Genomic DNA, 14,936 nt, shown 5'->3' with positions numbered 1-14,936 from the left:
AGGCGGAGTGCTTAGGCCGGCCACATGTCGTGGGAAGCATTCAGCCTCTTTATCACCCGGTGTTCCCGCAAATTGGCCCACAGGCGTTCGATGTTCGGCCAAGCGGTTGGAACCTTCGCGACCTCCGGATGCCAGGCCACCAACATGACGAGATAGATGTCGGCCAGCGAGAGCCGGTCGCCGGCCAGCCAGTCATGGCCTGCGAGGGCGGCATCGAGAATGGCGAGGCTGCGATCCATTTCCGAGACCGCCGCCTGTTTGACAGCGTCCACGCCCCGGGGATCGGTCGTGTAGCGATGAGCGTAGAAGAACCGCAGGTCAGCCGAATAGATGACGGAGGACATGAAAAACATCCAGCGCAGGAAGTCGGCGCGGTCAGCCGAACTTGCTGCGGGCGCCAGTCCTGCTTCGGGGTGGCGCTCGGCCAGCAGGATGCAGATCGCCGCCGATTCGGTCATCGAGCGTCCGTCCGGCAAGATCAGGACCGGCACCTGGTTCAAGGGGCTGATATCTAAAAAGGCCTGGTCGGGTCGGCCCTTCGGAACGTCGATCTGGTCGAAAGGCACGCCCGCCAAAGCGAGCGCCGCCTCGACGACAAAGCCGCCGGTATTGGCACGCGTATAGAGCTTGTACATAAAGTCCTCCACCTGCCGGGCAGCGACGATTGATACGGAAGTGACCCGCCGCTCAAGCGAACGACGCCCGCCACAGGTGGCTTTTCAGCGGTCCACGCCGACGCGTGATACTGAGTATTTGATGTCGGAGGGGCATCGCGAAGGATCGCTACTGACCGGTAAAAAACGCTCGTGTCTAAGCGCCCAATCCCTCGAACAGGATCGTCGAGAGATAGCGCTCGGCGAAGGAGGGGATGACGACGACGAGGTTCTTGCCCTTGTTCTCGGGCCGCGAGCCGACGACGATCGCCGCTTGCAGGGCGGCCCCCGACGAGATGCCGACCGGCACACCTTCGAGCCGAGCGACGAGCCGTGCATTGGCAACCGAATCCTCGTTCGAGACCTTGACGATCTCGTCATAGATCGTCGTGTCGAGGATTTTTGGCGCGAAGCCGGCGCCAATGCCCTGGATCTTGTGCGGGCCTGGCTGGCCGCCCGACAGCACCGGCGAGGCTTCCGGTTCGACGGCGACGACATGCACCGAGGGCTTACGCTTCTTCAGCACCTGGCCGACGCCGGTGATGGTGCCGCCGGTCCCGATGCCGGCAACGAAGATATCGACTTCGCCATGGGTGTCGTTCCAGATTTCCTCGGCGGTGGTGCGGCGATGGATTTCCGGATTGGCCGGGTTTTCGAATTGCTGCGGAATGACAGCGTCGGGCAGCGTTGCCGCCAGCTCGTCGGCCTTGGCGATGGCGCCCTTCATGCCTTTCGGCCCTTCGGTCAGCACCAGTTCGGCACCGAGCAGAGCCAGCATCTTGCGGCGTTCGACGGACATGGTTTCCGGCATGGTCAGGATCAGCTTGTAGCCCTTGGCAGCGGCGGCAAAGGCGAGTGCGATGCCGGTATTGCCCGAGGTCGGCTCGATGAGGGTGGTCTTGCCGGGCGTAATCCTGCCCGAAGCCTCCAATGCCTCGATCATCGACACGCCGATGCGGTCCTTGACCGAGGCGATCGGGTTGAAGAATTCGAGCTTGGCCAGCAGATTGGCGACGACACCCTTCTCCCTGGCGAATTTATCAAGCCGCACCAGCGGCGTGTCGCCGATCGTCTCGGTGATCGAATTGTAGATGCGGCCGCGGCCGGGCACGTGTGTGGGGGTGGCGGGCTTGTTCATTGATTTCCTCCCAGAGGTCAAGCGGCAAGAGTCGCGCGGGCATAGGATAGAGCCATCCACCGCGCAAGATAGGCTGTCGATCGAAAAATATCCGAGTGAAGTTCGTGCTGAGTACCCCCGCCTTTGCAAGGGGTGGCAATCCTTGGGCGGATTGGCGAAAGAGATCTATTGGCGGGCGGCAATTGCCGCCGCCGCGCCGACCATAAAGCCGGCGGCGGTGCGGTTGAGTGCCCTCAGCGCCCGCGGCGACTTCAGGAACCAGCGCGCCTTGGCCGCCAGCGCCAGATAGGGCACCAGCACGACGAGCAGGACGACGATGGTGAGCGCGACGAGGATGCTGTAATCGGCCAGCGTGATCGTCTTCAGATCGACGATGGTCGGGGTGATGGCAAGATAGAAGATCATCGTCTTCGGATTGCCGAGCGTGACGGCAAGGCCGGCTACAAAGCTGGATGCCAAGCCGCCCTTGCCTTTCTTCGCCTCCACCGTTTCGGGCGTGATGCCGCTCGTCCAGAAACGCCAGCCAAGAAAGGCGAGGTAGGCGACGCCCAGCCATTTGATGGCCAGGAAGACCATGCCGAAAGTCTGTGCGACGAAAGCCAGGCCGAGCACCACGGCAGTGAGATAGGTCAGGTCACCGAGCATCAGCCCGAACGACATGGCCAGCGACGAGTGGAAGCCGGAACCCAGAGCACGCGCAACAAGCGCGGTGACGCCTGGGCCCGGGATGGCCGCGGCGATGCCGAGGGCAGCACTATAGGCGAGGAACCCAGTGAGTGTCATGATTGGCGCTTGTCGCACAATGTTGAAGTTGGGTGAATTCCCTCGGGCCGGATTCGATTGCGCCAGCGCAGCAGGCGACACCGCCGTTCAGGAACGGCCGTCTTCGTAGGTAACGCGCCAGATGGTGCCATTACCGTCTTCTGTGACGATCACCGAGCCGTCCTTGGCCATCGCGACACCGACCGGGCGGCCCCAGACGGCGTCGTTCGAGATGACGAAGCCGGTCATGAAGTCCTCATATTCGCCGGTCGGCTTGCCATCCCTGAATTTGAGCCTCACCACCTTGTAGCCGGTCCTGGCGCCACGGTTCCACGAACCATGCATGGTGACGAAGGCGTCACCCTGATAATCCGCCGGGAAGTTCTTGCCGTCGTAGAAGGCTATATTCATCGGCGCCGAATGCGCCTGCATCAATACATCGGGGACAGTGGCCTTGCCGGCGAGGTCTGGCCGTTCGCCCTGATGGCGCGGATCCTCGTTATTGCCGATGTAGTACCAAGGCCAACCATAGAATCCGCCGTCCTTGACCGCCGTTGCAAATTCGAACGGCACATTGTCGCCGAGTTCGTCGCGCTCATTGACGACGCACCACAATGCGCCGGTGGCGGGCTGCACGGTCATGCCCGTACAGTTGCGCAGGCCGGTGGCAACAGTTCGGGGATTTTTCCCATCCGGGTCAAAGGCGAGCACATCGGCACGGCCGTCCTCGGAGCCCCAGGCCGCCCCTAGCGGCTTTGATTTGGCCCAAGCTTCGAGGCCGCTATCCGGCTCCTTGCCTATATCCTCGGCGACGTTCGAGGCGGAGCCAACCGACAAATAAAGCGTTTTGCCGTCCTGCGAGAAGGCGATGTCGCGGGTCGTGTGACCACCCGACGGGATTTTGGCGACAATGGTTTCTGGTTTGCCGGATGTCTTCAGGTCGCCATCGCGATAGGGGAAGCGGACGATGCTGTCGCTGTTCGCGACATAAACCCATTGCGGTTTGTCTCCTGGCGGATAGAAGGCGATGCCGTAGGGATAATTGAGCCCCTTGGCGAAGATCGCTTTCTCGATGGGCCTGGCGCTGCCCTCGGCGAGACGATAGACGCGTATTTGGTCGGCATGGCTGTTGGCAACAAACAGGTCGCCATTCGGAGCGACGCGCACGACACGTGGATTGACGATGCCGGATGCGATCATTTCAGCCGAAAAGCCCGACGGCAATTCTGGCTTGGCGCTTTCGGGCCGTTCCGCCACGCCGGCGCCGTTCGAAGCGGATTGGGCGGGGTCGGCTGCCGGCATGTCTCGCGGCCCAATCAGGCGTCGGACGCCAGGCCTGTCGGCGTGCCAATCGCCAAACGCGGCTTCGCCTTTGAGCACATTCTGGTCCGCCTGCTGGGCGGCTGCCGGTGTCGCAACAAGGAGGGCAGCGGCCAAGGCCGCAAAGCCGCCAGATCGGATCATCAACGTCCTCCGGGATTCGCCTCGAACAGGGGCAAACGGCATCAGGTATTGATCGTTCCAAGCGGCCGTCCAGCACACGAGGATTTGAAGCCGAACCCGTTCAGTTGCCAGAGGCGTAAAAGTCGTCGTCGAGGCGCTTTTCCAGCGCGACCAGATCGGCCGGCAGCGGTAAACCCATCGCCCGCATCTCTTGCAGCTTCTCGCGCAACTGCTCTTGTACCTCGTGCTGATCCTCTGGCTGGTTGATCATTTCTTCGAGCAGCAGACTGATCTGGGCCTTGAACGATTCCAGCGCCATTCTTTTCTCCTCCTTGCGGCGGGCCCGCGGCGGCTCCTAGCTCAGCATGCGCGAAATCAGCTGCGCCGTATAGTCGACCATCGGTACTATGCGCGCATAATTCAGCCGCGTCGGCCCGATGACGCCGAGCGCACCGACGACACGCGCGTCCTTGTCGCGATAGGGTGCCACCACCAGCGAGGAGCCAGACAGCGAAAACAGCTTGTTTTCCGAACCGATGAATATGCGCACGCCTGGGCCTGCCTCGGCGAGGTCGAGAAGCTGGATCAGCCCATCCTGCGTCTCCAGATCCTCAAACAGATGCCGCAGCAATTCTATGTCGGCCTGGGCAGTGACGTTTTCCAGGAGATTGGCGCGACCGCGCACGATAAGCCGCCCAGGCACGCCGCTTTCAGCGCCTGCCCAGACCGCCAGGCCCTTCTCGACCAGATCCTGCGACAGCGTGTCGAGGGCCGCCCTGGTCTCTTCCTTGATGCGGGCGATCTCGACCCGCGCCTCGGCCAGGGTGCGACCGCGGATATGGGCGTTGAGGAAGTTAGAGGCTTCGTGCAATTGCGAGATGGTGATGCCGGCGGGCAGATCGATGACGCGATTTTCGACGTCGCCGTTCTGCGAGACCAGCACGGCCAGCGCCTTGGTCGGCTCGAGCTGGATGAATTCGATGTGCTTAAGCGCCGCCTCATTCTTGGCGGCGAGCACGAGGCCGGCGCCGCGCGACATGCCGGACAGCATCTGGCTGGCCTCGGTCAGCATATGCTCCAGAGTTGCGCCCGAGCCGGAGGCGCGCACCTGGGCCTCGATGGTGCGGCGCTCCTCGTCGGAGAGGTCACCAAGTTCCATGAAAGCATCGACGAAGAAGCGCAGGCCTGCCTGGGTCGGCAGCCGGCCAGCCGAAATGTGCGGCGCATAGATCAGGCCGAGATGCTCAAGGTCGCTCATCACGTTGCGGATGGTGGCCGGCGACAGCGACGACGGCAGGATGCGCGACAAGCTGCGCGAACCGACCGGCTCGCCATCCCTCAAATAGGAATCGACGATGCGCCGGAAGATGTCGCGCGAACGCATGTCGAGCGATTGAAGCGCGGGCGATTGCAGCGCGTGCGACGGGAGCACGTGCGACTGCAAACCGGGATCGACTGCCTTTGTCATTTCGAGCCAAAACCTCCGCCCCGAAGATATAGACTTCCGCGGTGTCGGCGCAACCGGTCCATTTTCCTTTGCGCCTCACGCCCCGTGCGGCTACAAGCCGGCCAAGATTCCCCGGCCAAGATTCCGAAGAAAGAAAGAAGCCTGAATGCGCCCTTCCAAACGCCAATTCGACGAAATGCGCCCCATCTCCTTCGAGCGCGGCGTCTCCAAGCATGCGGAAGGCTCGTGCCTGGTGAAGTTCGGCGACACGCATGTGCTGTGTACGGCCAGCCTGGAGGAAAAGGTGCCGGGCTGGATGCGCAACTCCGGCAAGGGCTGGGTGACGGCGGAATACGGCATGCTGCCGCGTTCGACCGGCGAGCGCATGCGCCGCGAGGCTTCGTCCGGCAAACAAGGCGGCCGCACGCTGGAAATCCAGCGGCTGATCGGCCGCTCCCTGCGCGCCGTGGTCGATCTGCAGGCGCTCGGCGAGCAGCAGATCACCGTCGACTGCGACGTGATCCAGGCCGACGGCGGCACGCGCACCGCTTCGATCACCGGCGGCTGGGTGGCGCTCTACGACTGCCTGCGCTGGATGGAAGCCCGCCAGATGGCGAGCCTGAGCAAGGTGCTGAAGGATCACGTTGCGGCAATCTCCTGCGGAATCCATGATGGCCAGCCGGTCATCGACCTCGACTACATCGAGGATTCCTCGGCCGGCACCGACGCCAATTTCGTCATGACCGGCAAGGGCGGCATCGTCGAGATCCAAGGCACGGCCGAGGGCGAGCCGTTCTCGGAAGAGCAGTTCGCGGCGCTGATGGGGCTCGCCAAGAAAGGCATTCAGCGCCTGGTCAGCTTGCAGCAAATGGCGGTGGCTTAGCTGCGGTCAATATTGATGAGATTGGCGATCCTGTGACTCCTTCCGCAATCCTGGAATCAGCACTCTACGTGACCGACCTTGCTGCCGCGGAACGGTTCTATTCGGGCGTGCTCGGGCTCGATCTGCTCGGTAAGGTCGATGGCAGGCATCTCTTCTTCCGCTGCGGCGACGGCGTGCTGCTTATCTTCAATGCCGAGGCCACCAAAGTGCCGCCGCGGGCCGACGCCAAGCTGCCCGTGCCGCCGCATGGCGCGGTCGGCCAGGGCCATCTTTGCTTCGCCGCAAGCGCGGATGAAATCCCACGCTGGAAAGCGCATCTTGAGGCGAAGAAAATCGCCATCGAAAGCGAGTTCGAGTGGCCGCAAGGCGGCCGCTCGATCTATATTCGCGATCCCTCCGGCAATTCGATCGAATTCGCCGAGCCACGAATTTGGGGCATCTGATGCATTCGCCAACTATTCATTCGCTTGATGGGCATAAGATCATCGTCGCAAGCCACAACGCCGGCAAATTGCGAGAATTCGCCGATCTGATGGCGCCATTCGGCATTGAAGCGAAGTCCGCAAAGGAATACGGCCTGCCGGAACCGGACGAGACCGGCACCACTTTCGAGGAGAACGCCCTCATAAAAGCCTTGGCCGCCGCCAAGGCCACTGGATTGCCGGCGCTGTCGGACGATTCCGGCCTGTGTGTCGATGCGCTCGACGGCGCACCCGGCGTCTACACCGCCAACTGGGCTGAGACGCCGGACGGCTCCCGCGACTTCGGCATGGCCATGCAGCGCACGGAAGTGGCCTTGCAAGAAGTTGGCGCGATCACGCCTGCCCAGCGCAAGGGCCGCTTTGTCGCGGTCATCTGCCTGGCCTTCCCCGATGGCCAGGCGGAATATTTTCGCGGTGAGGTCGAGGGCACGCTGGTATGGCCGCCGCGCGGCGAGCTCGGCTTCGGCTACGATCCGGTGTTCTTGCCCGATGGGTCCGAGAAGACCTTCGGCGAGATGAGCGCGAAGGACAAGCATGGCTGGAAGCCCGGCCAGCCAACCGCATTGTCGCACCGTGCCCGCGCCTTCCAGAAATTCGCGCAAGCCCGATTGGCCGCCGTATGACCATGCTGCTCGACCGCAGGCCTGGTTTCGGCGTCTACGTCCACTGGCCGTTCTGCGCGGCCAAATGCCCGTATTGCGACTTCAACAGCCATGTCCGCCACCAGCCGGTCGATCAGGAGCGTTTTGCCCGCGCCTTCGAGGCCGAGCTGGCGACGATGCGCGGCCGCACCGGGCCGCGCGAGGTGACCAGTATCTTTCTTGGCGGCGGCACGCCATCGCTGATGAAACCGCAGACCGTGGCGGCGGTGCTGGATGCAGTGGCGAAGAACTGGACGGTGCCTGATGGCATCGAGGTGACACTGGAGGCCAATCCCTCCTCCGTCGAGGCCGAGCGCTTTCGCGGCTATCGCGCGGCCGGCGTCAACCGGGTATCGCTTGGCGTGCAGGCGCTGCACGACAAGGATCTGCGCTTCCTCGGCCGTTTGCACAATGTCGATGAGGCCCTGCATGCGATCGGCCTGGCGCGCGAGATATTCCCACGGCTGTCGTTCGACCTGATCTACGCGCGGCCCGGTCAGACGCCGGAAGCGTGGCAGGCGGAGCTCGAGCAGGCGATCGGCCACGCCGCAGACCATCTGTCGCTCTATCAGCTGACCATCGAGGAAGGCACGCCGTTCCATGCGCTGCATGCGGCAAGGAAGTTCATCATTCCAGACAATGAGCTTGCCGCCGATCTCTACGCGTTGACACAGGAGATCACCGCCGCGCGCGGACTGCCGGCCTACGAGATTTCCAACCATGCCAGGCCCGGCGCCGAAAGCCGGCACAATCTCACCTACTGGCGTTATGGCGAATATGTCGGCGTCGGTCCCGGCGCGCATGGCCGGTTCGTCGAAAATGGCCGGCGCGTGGTGACGATCGCCGAGAAAATGCCGGAGACTTGGGCCAATCTGGTCGAGGCCAAGGGCCATGGCGTTACCGGCGGCGAGATCCTGACGCGGTCGGAAGAGGCCGACGAGTTCCTGCTGATGGGGCTGAGGCTGGCGGAAGGCATCGACCTTTCCCGCTACGAGGCATTTTCAGGGCGCGGCCTGTCGACGGCACAGCTGTCGGTACTGCAGGACGAAGGCCTGGTGGCGCCGATCGGCAATGCGCGCCTGCGCGCCACGCCGGCCGGCATGATCGTGCTCGATGCGGTCGTGGCGGACTTGGCCAGATAGCACGTTGAAGAACGTTCTCTTCATCTGCAGCCAGAATCGCTTGCGCAGCCCGACGGCGGAGCAGGTGTTTTCCAAGCGGCGGGACATCGAGGTCGCTTCGGCCGGCACTAATCACGATGCCGACATTCCGTTGACGCATGAACTCGTCGCCTGGGCCGACATCATCTTCGTGATGGAAAAAACGCACCGCGCCAAACTGCAGCAGAAATTCAAGACAAGCCTGAAAAAGGTTCGGGTAATCTGCCTCGATATTCCCGACGACTATGCATTCATGGACCCGGCTCTGGTGGGCCTGCTGGAGGCGCGTGTCTCGAAGTATCTGGGTTGAACGATACATCGCGGAGCATGCGCAACCGCGCTTCGAGAACTGTCTCGACCGATCGCTAAGGTTTGCGGGGTCAAGCCTCGTGCTTGTGGCGGTGTTTGGCGCGATCTTTTTCGCTGGTCTCTCCGGAACGGACCGGCTTGATCTCGCTTTTGTCGCGTGAGGCATGGTGCTGGTCGTCTGTGGAATGTGACGCTGCGCCATCGCGGGCGCTTTTTGTTTCGAGGCGGGTGATGAAAATGTCGAAGCGATTGGGCATCGTCCGGTCAGTGCTCCATCGTGCGGGCGGTTTCGTTTGCGGGCTTGCTCTCTGCCGATCGCTGGCGTGCAAGCGGCTTCTTGGCTCTGCCATCTGCGGCTTCGGCAGGCCGGCTCTTGTCGCATGGTGCGGCGAAGCGTTTGCGGCCGGCATAGTAGGGTTCGAAAACGTCCTGTATCGTCAGGCTGTCCATCCTGCTCCTCCCGAGATCAGGGGTAAAATTCGCCGGCAACGGTTTCGTTCCCTACTGTGGCGAAGGCATGGCGGCCGGTTCACGTCGGCATCCCTTTTGGAACCAGGGCCTTTGCAACCCAGGCTTTTGCAACCAAGCGTGAGCCGTGCCAAACAGGGTCGAACGGAGTTGTGCAGGTGACCGGCGAATCGGCCAAACGCAGTTATGTGGTCGGGCAGACCGAAATCGCCGCCCGGCCGCTCGAGCCGGCGCTCTACCTGGTGGCGACGCCTATCGGCAATCTCGCCGATATCACGCTGCGCGCGCTGGAAACGCTCGCCGCCGCCGATATCGTCGCTTGCGAGGACACACGTGTCAGCCGCGTGCTGCTCGACCGCTACGGCATCCGCCGCCGCACCACCGCCTACCACGAGCACAATGCCGGCGAGGCCGGACCGAAGCTGATCGCGGCGCTGCTGGCCGGCCAAAGCGTAGCGCTGATCTCGGATGCCGGCACGCCGCTCATCTCCGACCCCGGCTACCGGCTGGTTGGTGAGGCGCTGGATCGCGGCATTCGTGTCGTGCCGATCCCCGGACCGTCGGCGCCACTTGCCGCGTTGACGGCATCCGGCCTGCCCTCGGACGCGTTTCTGTTTGCCGGCTTCCTGCCGGTGAAGACCGGGCAGCGGCTGACGCGGCTGGAAGCGCTGAAGGCGGTGCCGGCAACGTTGATCTTCTTCGAATCGCCGCGCCGGCTGGCCGAGACGCTCAGTGCCATGGTCGAGGTGCTGGGCGGTGCCCGCAAGGCGGCGATCGGCCGCGAGCTGACCAAGACTTTCGAGGAGATGCGGACCGGCACCCTGCAATCGCTCGCCAGCCATTATGCGGGAGCCGATACGCCCAAGGGTGAAATCGTCATCTGCGTCGGCCCGGCCGATGCGGTCGCTGATGAGCCAGAAGACATCGACCGGCTGCTGCTTTCGCTCGCCGCCGAGATGCCGGCCTCCAAGGCAGCGGCGGAAGCCGCCAAGATGACGGGTGGCCAGAAGCAGGCGCTCTATCGTCGGCTCCTCGACCTCAAAAATGCCGGAAGAGACGGGACCGGCGGAGACGGCGATGGCTGAACGGCCGAGCGCCAGCCGACAAAAGGCCTACCGGCGCGGCCATCACGGCGAATGGCTGGCGGCGGCGGCGCTGATGCTGAAAGGCTACCGAATTCTGGCCCGCCGCCACCGCACCAGGTTCGGCGAGATCGACCTGATCGCGCGGCGCGGCGATCTGGTGCTGATCGTCGAGGTCAAGGCGCGCCGCACGCTGATGGAGGCAATGGAAGCAGTCGGCCGTGAATCGGAGCGCCGCATCGAAGGCGCCGCCGATTTCTGGCTGTCGCGCCAATCCGACTACGGAAAATTATCGGTGCGCTTCGACATGGTGGCGGTGCTGCCGTGGCGCTGGCCGGTGCATGTCGAGAACGTTTTCTACGGGCGGAACTAGGCTATTCCCGAAGTGGGGCCGTTTTGCTGCGCCTGCGGTTCAGATCATGGTTTGCCGATCTGTCAAGCATCCGCCCAGCGCTGACTGGAACAAAAGCGTTCCTGCGTTGTTCCCCAATCGTCCTGATGTTCGACGGGCTGGTTCAAATGCCGGCCAGGGCAATCCTCGTGGCAGCTATGCGAGGACAAAGGGATGGCGAGGCAAATGGATCCCGACGATCTCAACCCGGTACGGATCGTCACCGTGTTCGGCGGAACCGGCTTTCTCGGGCGCAGGATCGTGAAGCGGCTCCTGGAAAGAGGTTTCACGGTGCGCGCTGCATCTCGCCATCCAGCTCGCGTGGCCCTGGTCTTTTCCTCGATTACAAGGATGCCCGAGGCAGTCGAGGCGGATATATTGGATGCGTCCTCGATCGGGTCGGCCATTACCGGATCACAGGCGGTCGTGAATGCTGTCAGTCTTTACATCGAGCACGGCGTCCAGACCTTTGAACGCGTGCATGTGAAAGCCGCGGCCGATCTGGCTGCCGCGTCGCGCGACCGCGCGATCGACCAGTTCGTCCTGATTTCAGGGATCGGCTCCGATCCTCAATCGGATTCGAATTACATAAGGGCGCGTGGGCGCGGAGAAGGTGCCGTGGAAAGCGCATTTCCCGGCGCTTTCATTGTGCGTCCCGCCGTCATGACAGGACCTGACGACGCTTTCCTCACGACCATTGTGAGGATGATACGCCTCCTGCCGGTCTATCCGCTGTTCGGCGATGGTGGCACACGGCTTCAGCCGGTCTATGTGGCAGACGTCGCCGAAGCAGTGAGCCGGCTGATCGACGGGCGAACCCACACGGGTTCATCCATATTCGAATTCGGTGGCCCGCGCATCTATACCTATAAGGAACTGCTTCGGGAGATCGCCCGACAACTCGATACGCACGTCAAGCTGATGCCGGTGCCGTTTGCGGTATGGAACGCCTTGGCTGGCGTCGCGGAACTCCTCCCGGCTGCCCCCATAACGCGCAACCAGATCGATCTTATGCGTCAGGACAATGTGGCAGCAATCGACGCGCCTGGCCTGAAGGAACTCGACATCGAGCCGCGGGATATCGACGAGGTGATCCGTGCGATCGAACAGCGCCGTGGCGTAGGCTCGCGCTCGTCTCCGCCTTAGGACGGCCCCCTGATGCTGGCGGGAACCTATCGCCGCGCGACAGGTTGGTCGAGCTTGAAGCCGTGAAAGAAGGAAACGAACTATGGCCAGATGCGATCAATGCGGGAATGACTACGACAAGGCTTTCAAAGTGACGATGGCCGAGGAGACCTACACGTTCGACAGCTTCGAATGCGCGGTCCAGAAACTTGCTCCGATATGTCCGCATTGCGGATGCCGGATCATCGGACATGGCGTCGAACAGGATGACATCATCTACTGCTGCGCACATTGCGCCGCGGAGGAAGGTGCGAACGCGCTGACCGATCGCGCGCCTTGATGCACCTTCTTTGGCGTCTCCAGGGCGACCATTCCGAACGACTGCGCCGGCTCATCCCATATTGCCAGTGCTGTCAGCACGACGACGACCAGCCGAGGTCAAGACGCCGAGGTCAAGGCCGCCGCACGTTGACGGAGGCAATGGATGCAGTCGGCCGCGAATTGGAGCACCGTATCGAAGGTGCCGGCGATTTCTGGCTGTCGCACCAATGGACTACGGAAAATTGTCGGTGCGCTTCGACAGAAGGCAGCGTGCGTCGTCTTGATCGCGCCAGAGCTGTCATGTTCTTGTACGTTCAAGAACCCGCGTTCGACGCGCTCGTTTAGACGCCGTTCCGTGGCAAGTCGGCTCCCACTTGGACGAGTCGCTCCACGACGGCGGCCGCCTCCTCTGGAATGGCCGGTATGGTGCCCGACTTCCGCGTCGATCCGAAATCGAGGCCGGCGAAAAAGAGACCTGGAACAGCGCCGACGCCATCCTCGTGGACGGGCTGGCCGGCGGCATCGAGCGCGCCGGGAAGCCGAACCCATGAGAAATCGCCAGTGAAGCCCGTGCACCAGATCACTGATCTGATGCCGCTCGCCGTCCAGTCGAGGGAGCGGATCGGAGGATCGGGCAAGCGCGGTTCAATCGTCTCGGCTGGATCATCCTCGGCCAGTGGCGCATCGAGGCCGGCGCGCTCGATGTACTCGTCAACCAGGCGCTTGGCATTCGCGGAGACCTCGTCGGCAAATCGCATATGGTCGTCGAGCTCGTCGCCGAAGACGAGGTTGGCGTTCTCCACACCCCTAAAGCGGCCGAGCAGCACCACGCCCTGTGCACTCAGCGATTGCAGGCTGATCGTATGGGTCGCGCCGACCAGCGCGCGGGCCTGCAGCTTGCCGGAGGGGAGGACGAGTTCCTTGCGCGGAACGTCGAGAAAACCGGACAGCGTCAGCCATTTAAGTATGTTGCCCCCGCGGTAGCGCCGCACCCAACGGCCGTTGCGGCTGGTCGCCAAAAAGACCGCACGTCCGGCCAGCGCCAGATCCTCGGCGATCTGGCCGCCCGACTGACCGCTGCCGACCACCAGCACCGCGCCACTCTCGAACTCGGCCGGGTTGCGATAAGCCGAGGAATCGACTTGGCGAATTGCGGTTGGCAAATCCGCCGACCCTGCTGGCCGGACCTGCCGATTCTGGTCGCCGGCGGCGATCACCACATTGCGCGCCAGAAATGCCCCGTCCGTCGTGGTGATGCGAAAGATCCCGTCGTCTCTCGTCAGCTCTTGCACCGGAGTTTGGGTGCTTACCGGCAGGCGGTGCCGCTCGGCATAGCCTTCGAGATACGCGACAAATTCGTGGTGGGTTATCGCGCCCCACGGCTCGGGCCCCTCGTAGGAATCACCGGGTAAGATGGAGCGAATGGTCGGCGAATTCAGTCGAAACGAGTTCCACCGCTGCGTTCGCCACGTTTCGCCGATCCGGCCTCGATCGAGTACACGGTGGTCGCGGCCCTGCCGTTTCAAGAAGTAGCTGATGCCGAGTCCCGCCGGACCGGCGCCAATAACGAGGGCGTCAAGAACTTCGCTCACGCATTCCCCCTGCCAACCATACGTCCACAAGATCGTATGGCTCAACTTCGGGCAAGAATAGAGTTCCGGCTGGGATTGCGCTATCCGCGCCGGCTCATCCCCAGATGGCCAGCCCCGCCAGGCCGACGATGCCGACGACCAGCCGCCACCAGCCGAACAGCGCGTAGCCATGGCGCGAGACGTAGTCGAGCAGGAAGCGCACGACGATTAGCGCGGTGACGAAGGCGGCGACGAAACCGACGGCGATGATGGGCAGGTCGGCGCTGCTCAGCACATTGCGGTTCTTGAACAGGTCGAAGGCGAAGGCGCCGACCATCGTCGGGATGGCAAGGAAGAAGGAGAATTCCGCCGCCGCCCGTTTGTCGACGCCGAGCAGCAGCGCGCCGACGATGGTCGAACCCGAGCGCGACGTGCCGGGGATCAGCGACAGGCACTGAAACAGCCCGATCTGCAGATAAAGCCTGGTCGGAAACCGCTCGACATCGTGGTAATAGGGCTTCGGCTTCATGCGATCGACCAGCAGCAGGATGACACCGCCGATGATCAGCATGATGCAGATCAGCCGCGGCGATTCGAACAGCACCGTCTTGATGAAATCGTGCGCCAGCGCGCCGATAATGGCCGCCGGCAGGAATGCGATGAGGATGCCAAGGACGAAATGCCGCGTCAGCCGATCGTAGGGCAGCTCGAGCAGCATCTTCCAGAGACGGCGGAAATAGACGCTGAGAATCGCCAATATGGCGCCGAGCTGGATCAGGATCTCGAAGGCCTTGCCGGTCGAATGAAAGCCGAGGAAATGGCCGGCAAGCAGGATATGACCGGTTGAAGACACCGGAATAAACTCGGTCAGGCCCTCGAGCATGCCGAGCAGCAGCGCTTCGACGACGGTCTGGCTTTCCATGGCAACCTCGGCGTTGGAGTGAGGGCGTGAGAAAAGGGCTTGCTTGTCACGGCGCGGAACTCCCCCTATAGGTCGCAGCACCCTGACAGCCCCTGAATCGGGCGGCCAAGACTTACCGGCGCAGCCGGCGATTTGCCA

Annotated in this window: 18 protein-coding genes; 9 read left to right on the top strand and 9 right to left on the bottom strand. The window is 62.9% G+C overall.

Annotated elements, in window-relative coordinates; all coding sequences use genetic code 11:
* Positions 1-11 precede the first annotated feature (11 nt).
* The 6 genes from NKI08_RS18825 to hrcA all read right to left on the bottom strand — a co-directional run bounded on the left by NKI08_RS18825 (position 12) and on the right by hrcA (position 5,464).
* Positions 12-635, bottom strand: coding sequence for a glutathione S-transferase family protein (locus NKI08_RS18825; protein WP_352771387.1), 624 nt, complete (start codon positions 633-635; stop codon positions 12-14).
* A 175-nt stretch (positions 636-810) separates the two neighbouring features.
* A complete protein-coding gene (gene cysK, locus NKI08_RS18820; RefSeq protein WP_023718844.1) occupies positions 811-1,791 on the bottom strand; it encodes a cysteine synthase A in 981 nt (326 codons plus the stop codon).
* A 165-nt stretch (positions 1,792-1,956) separates the two neighbouring features.
* Positions 1,957-2,574, bottom strand: coding sequence for a LysE family translocator (locus NKI08_RS18815; RefSeq protein WP_352771385.1), 618 nt, complete (start codon positions 2,572-2,574; stop codon positions 1,957-1,959).
* An 87-nt stretch (positions 2,575-2,661) separates the two neighbouring features.
* Positions 2,662-4,017, bottom strand: coding sequence for a PQQ-dependent sugar dehydrogenase (locus NKI08_RS18810; protein WP_352771383.1), 1,356 nt, complete (start codon positions 4,015-4,017; stop codon positions 2,662-2,664).
* Between the two features lie 100 nt (positions 4,018-4,117).
* Positions 4,118-4,315 carry a hypothetical protein gene (locus NKI08_RS18805; protein WP_023678983.1) on the bottom strand — a complete coding sequence of 66 codons (198 nt, stop codon included), beginning with the start codon at positions 4,313-4,315 and terminating at the stop codon, positions 4,118-4,120.
* Between the two features lie 36 nt (positions 4,316-4,351).
* The gene (gene hrcA, locus NKI08_RS18800) at positions 4,352-5,464 is read right to left on the bottom strand and encodes a heat-inducible transcriptional repressor HrcA (protein ID WP_502893799.1); all 1,113 of its coding nucleotides are present in this window, start codon (positions 5,462-5,464) and stop codon (positions 4,352-4,354) included.
* A gap of 145 nt (positions 5,465-5,609) precedes the next feature.
* Between hrcA and rph the strand changes: the two genes are divergently transcribed.
* The 5 genes from rph to NKI08_RS18775 are packed head-to-tail and all read left to right on the top strand — an operon-like array spanning position 5,610 to position 8,919.
* Positions 5,610-6,326 (top strand): ribonuclease PH, encoded by a 717-nt coding sequence (rph, locus tag NKI08_RS18795; protein WP_352684003.1) that lies wholly within the window; start codon positions 5,610-5,612, stop codon positions 6,324-6,326.
* A 32-nt stretch (positions 6,327-6,358) separates the two neighbouring features.
* On the top strand, positions 6,359-6,769 hold the full coding sequence (locus tag NKI08_RS18790) for a VOC family protein (RefSeq protein ID WP_352473571.1): 411 nt from the start codon (positions 6,359-6,361) through the stop codon (positions 6,767-6,769).
* 14 nt (positions 6,770-6,783) lie between these two features.
* Positions 6,784-7,431, top strand: a complete 648-nt coding sequence (gene rdgB / locus NKI08_RS18785; RefSeq protein ID WP_352771487.1) for an RdgB/HAM1 family non-canonical purine NTP pyrophosphatase — start codon at positions 6,784-6,786, stop codon at positions 7,429-7,431.
* Complete coding sequence (hemW, locus tag NKI08_RS18780; RefSeq protein ID WP_352771381.1) at positions 7,428-8,591, top strand: radical SAM family heme chaperone HemW; 1,164 nt, start codon at positions 7,428-7,430, stop codon at positions 8,589-8,591. The genes rdgB and hemW overlap by 4 nt, the downstream gene beginning before the upstream one ends.
* 4 nt (positions 8,592-8,595) lie before the next feature.
* Positions 8,596-8,919, top strand: coding sequence for a low molecular weight protein tyrosine phosphatase family protein (locus NKI08_RS18775; RefSeq protein ID WP_352770193.1), 324 nt, complete (start codon positions 8,596-8,598; stop codon positions 8,917-8,919).
* Positions 8,920-9,182: 263 nt separating this feature from the next.
* Here NKI08_RS18775 and NKI08_RS18770 read toward each other — a convergent pair whose 3' ends face one another.
* A complete protein-coding gene (locus NKI08_RS18770; RefSeq protein ID WP_352614740.1) occupies positions 9,183-9,368 on the bottom strand; it encodes a hypothetical protein in 186 nt (61 codons plus the stop codon).
* A gap of 176 nt (positions 9,369-9,544) precedes the next feature.
* On the opposite strand from NKI08_RS18770, the gene rsmI reads away from it, so the two are divergent.
* The 4 genes from rsmI (at position 9,545) to NKI08_RS18750 (ending at position 12,324) form a co-directional block, all read left to right on the top strand.
* Complete coding sequence (gene rsmI, locus NKI08_RS18765) at positions 9,545-10,471, top strand: 16S rRNA (cytidine(1402)-2'-O)-methyltransferase (RefSeq protein ID WP_352771378.1); 927 nt, start codon at positions 9,545-9,547, stop codon at positions 10,469-10,471.
* Entirely contained in the window at positions 10,464-10,841 is a 378-nt protein-coding gene (locus NKI08_RS18760; RefSeq protein ID WP_352451879.1) for a YraN family protein, read from the top strand. Before rsmI ends, NKI08_RS18760 begins: the two co-directional genes overlap by 8 nt.
* Before the next feature lie 204 nt (positions 10,842-11,045).
* On the top strand, positions 11,046-12,005 hold the full coding sequence (locus tag NKI08_RS18755) for a complex I NDUFA9 subunit family protein (protein ID WP_352771375.1): 960 nt from the start codon (positions 11,046-11,048) through the stop codon (positions 12,003-12,005).
* A gap of 82 nt (positions 12,006-12,087) precedes the next feature.
* A complete protein-coding gene (locus tag NKI08_RS18750; protein ID WP_352926009.1) occupies positions 12,088-12,324 on the top strand; it encodes a metallothionein in 237 nt (78 codons plus the stop codon).
* A gap of 322 nt (positions 12,325-12,646) precedes the next feature.
* Here NKI08_RS18750 and NKI08_RS18745 read toward each other — a convergent pair whose 3' ends face one another.
* Positions 12,647-13,897 carry a flavin-containing monooxygenase gene (locus NKI08_RS18745; protein ID WP_352771371.1) on the bottom strand — a complete coding sequence of 417 codons (1,251 nt, stop codon included), beginning with the start codon at positions 13,895-13,897 and terminating at the stop codon, positions 12,647-12,649.
* Between the two features lie 94 nt (positions 13,898-13,991).
* Positions 13,992-14,798, bottom strand: a complete 807-nt coding sequence (locus NKI08_RS18740; RefSeq protein ID WP_352473563.1) for an undecaprenyl-diphosphate phosphatase — start codon at positions 14,796-14,798, stop codon at positions 13,992-13,994.
* Positions 14,799-14,936: the final 138 nt, after the last annotated feature.

The sequence above is a fragment of the Mesorhizobium sp. M0768 genome, assembly GCF_040320195.1.
Taxonomy (GTDB): Bacteria; Pseudomonadota; Alphaproteobacteria; order Rhizobiales; family Rhizobiaceae; genus Mesorhizobium.
This window is presented reverse-complemented; position numbering and strand designations above follow the sequence as displayed.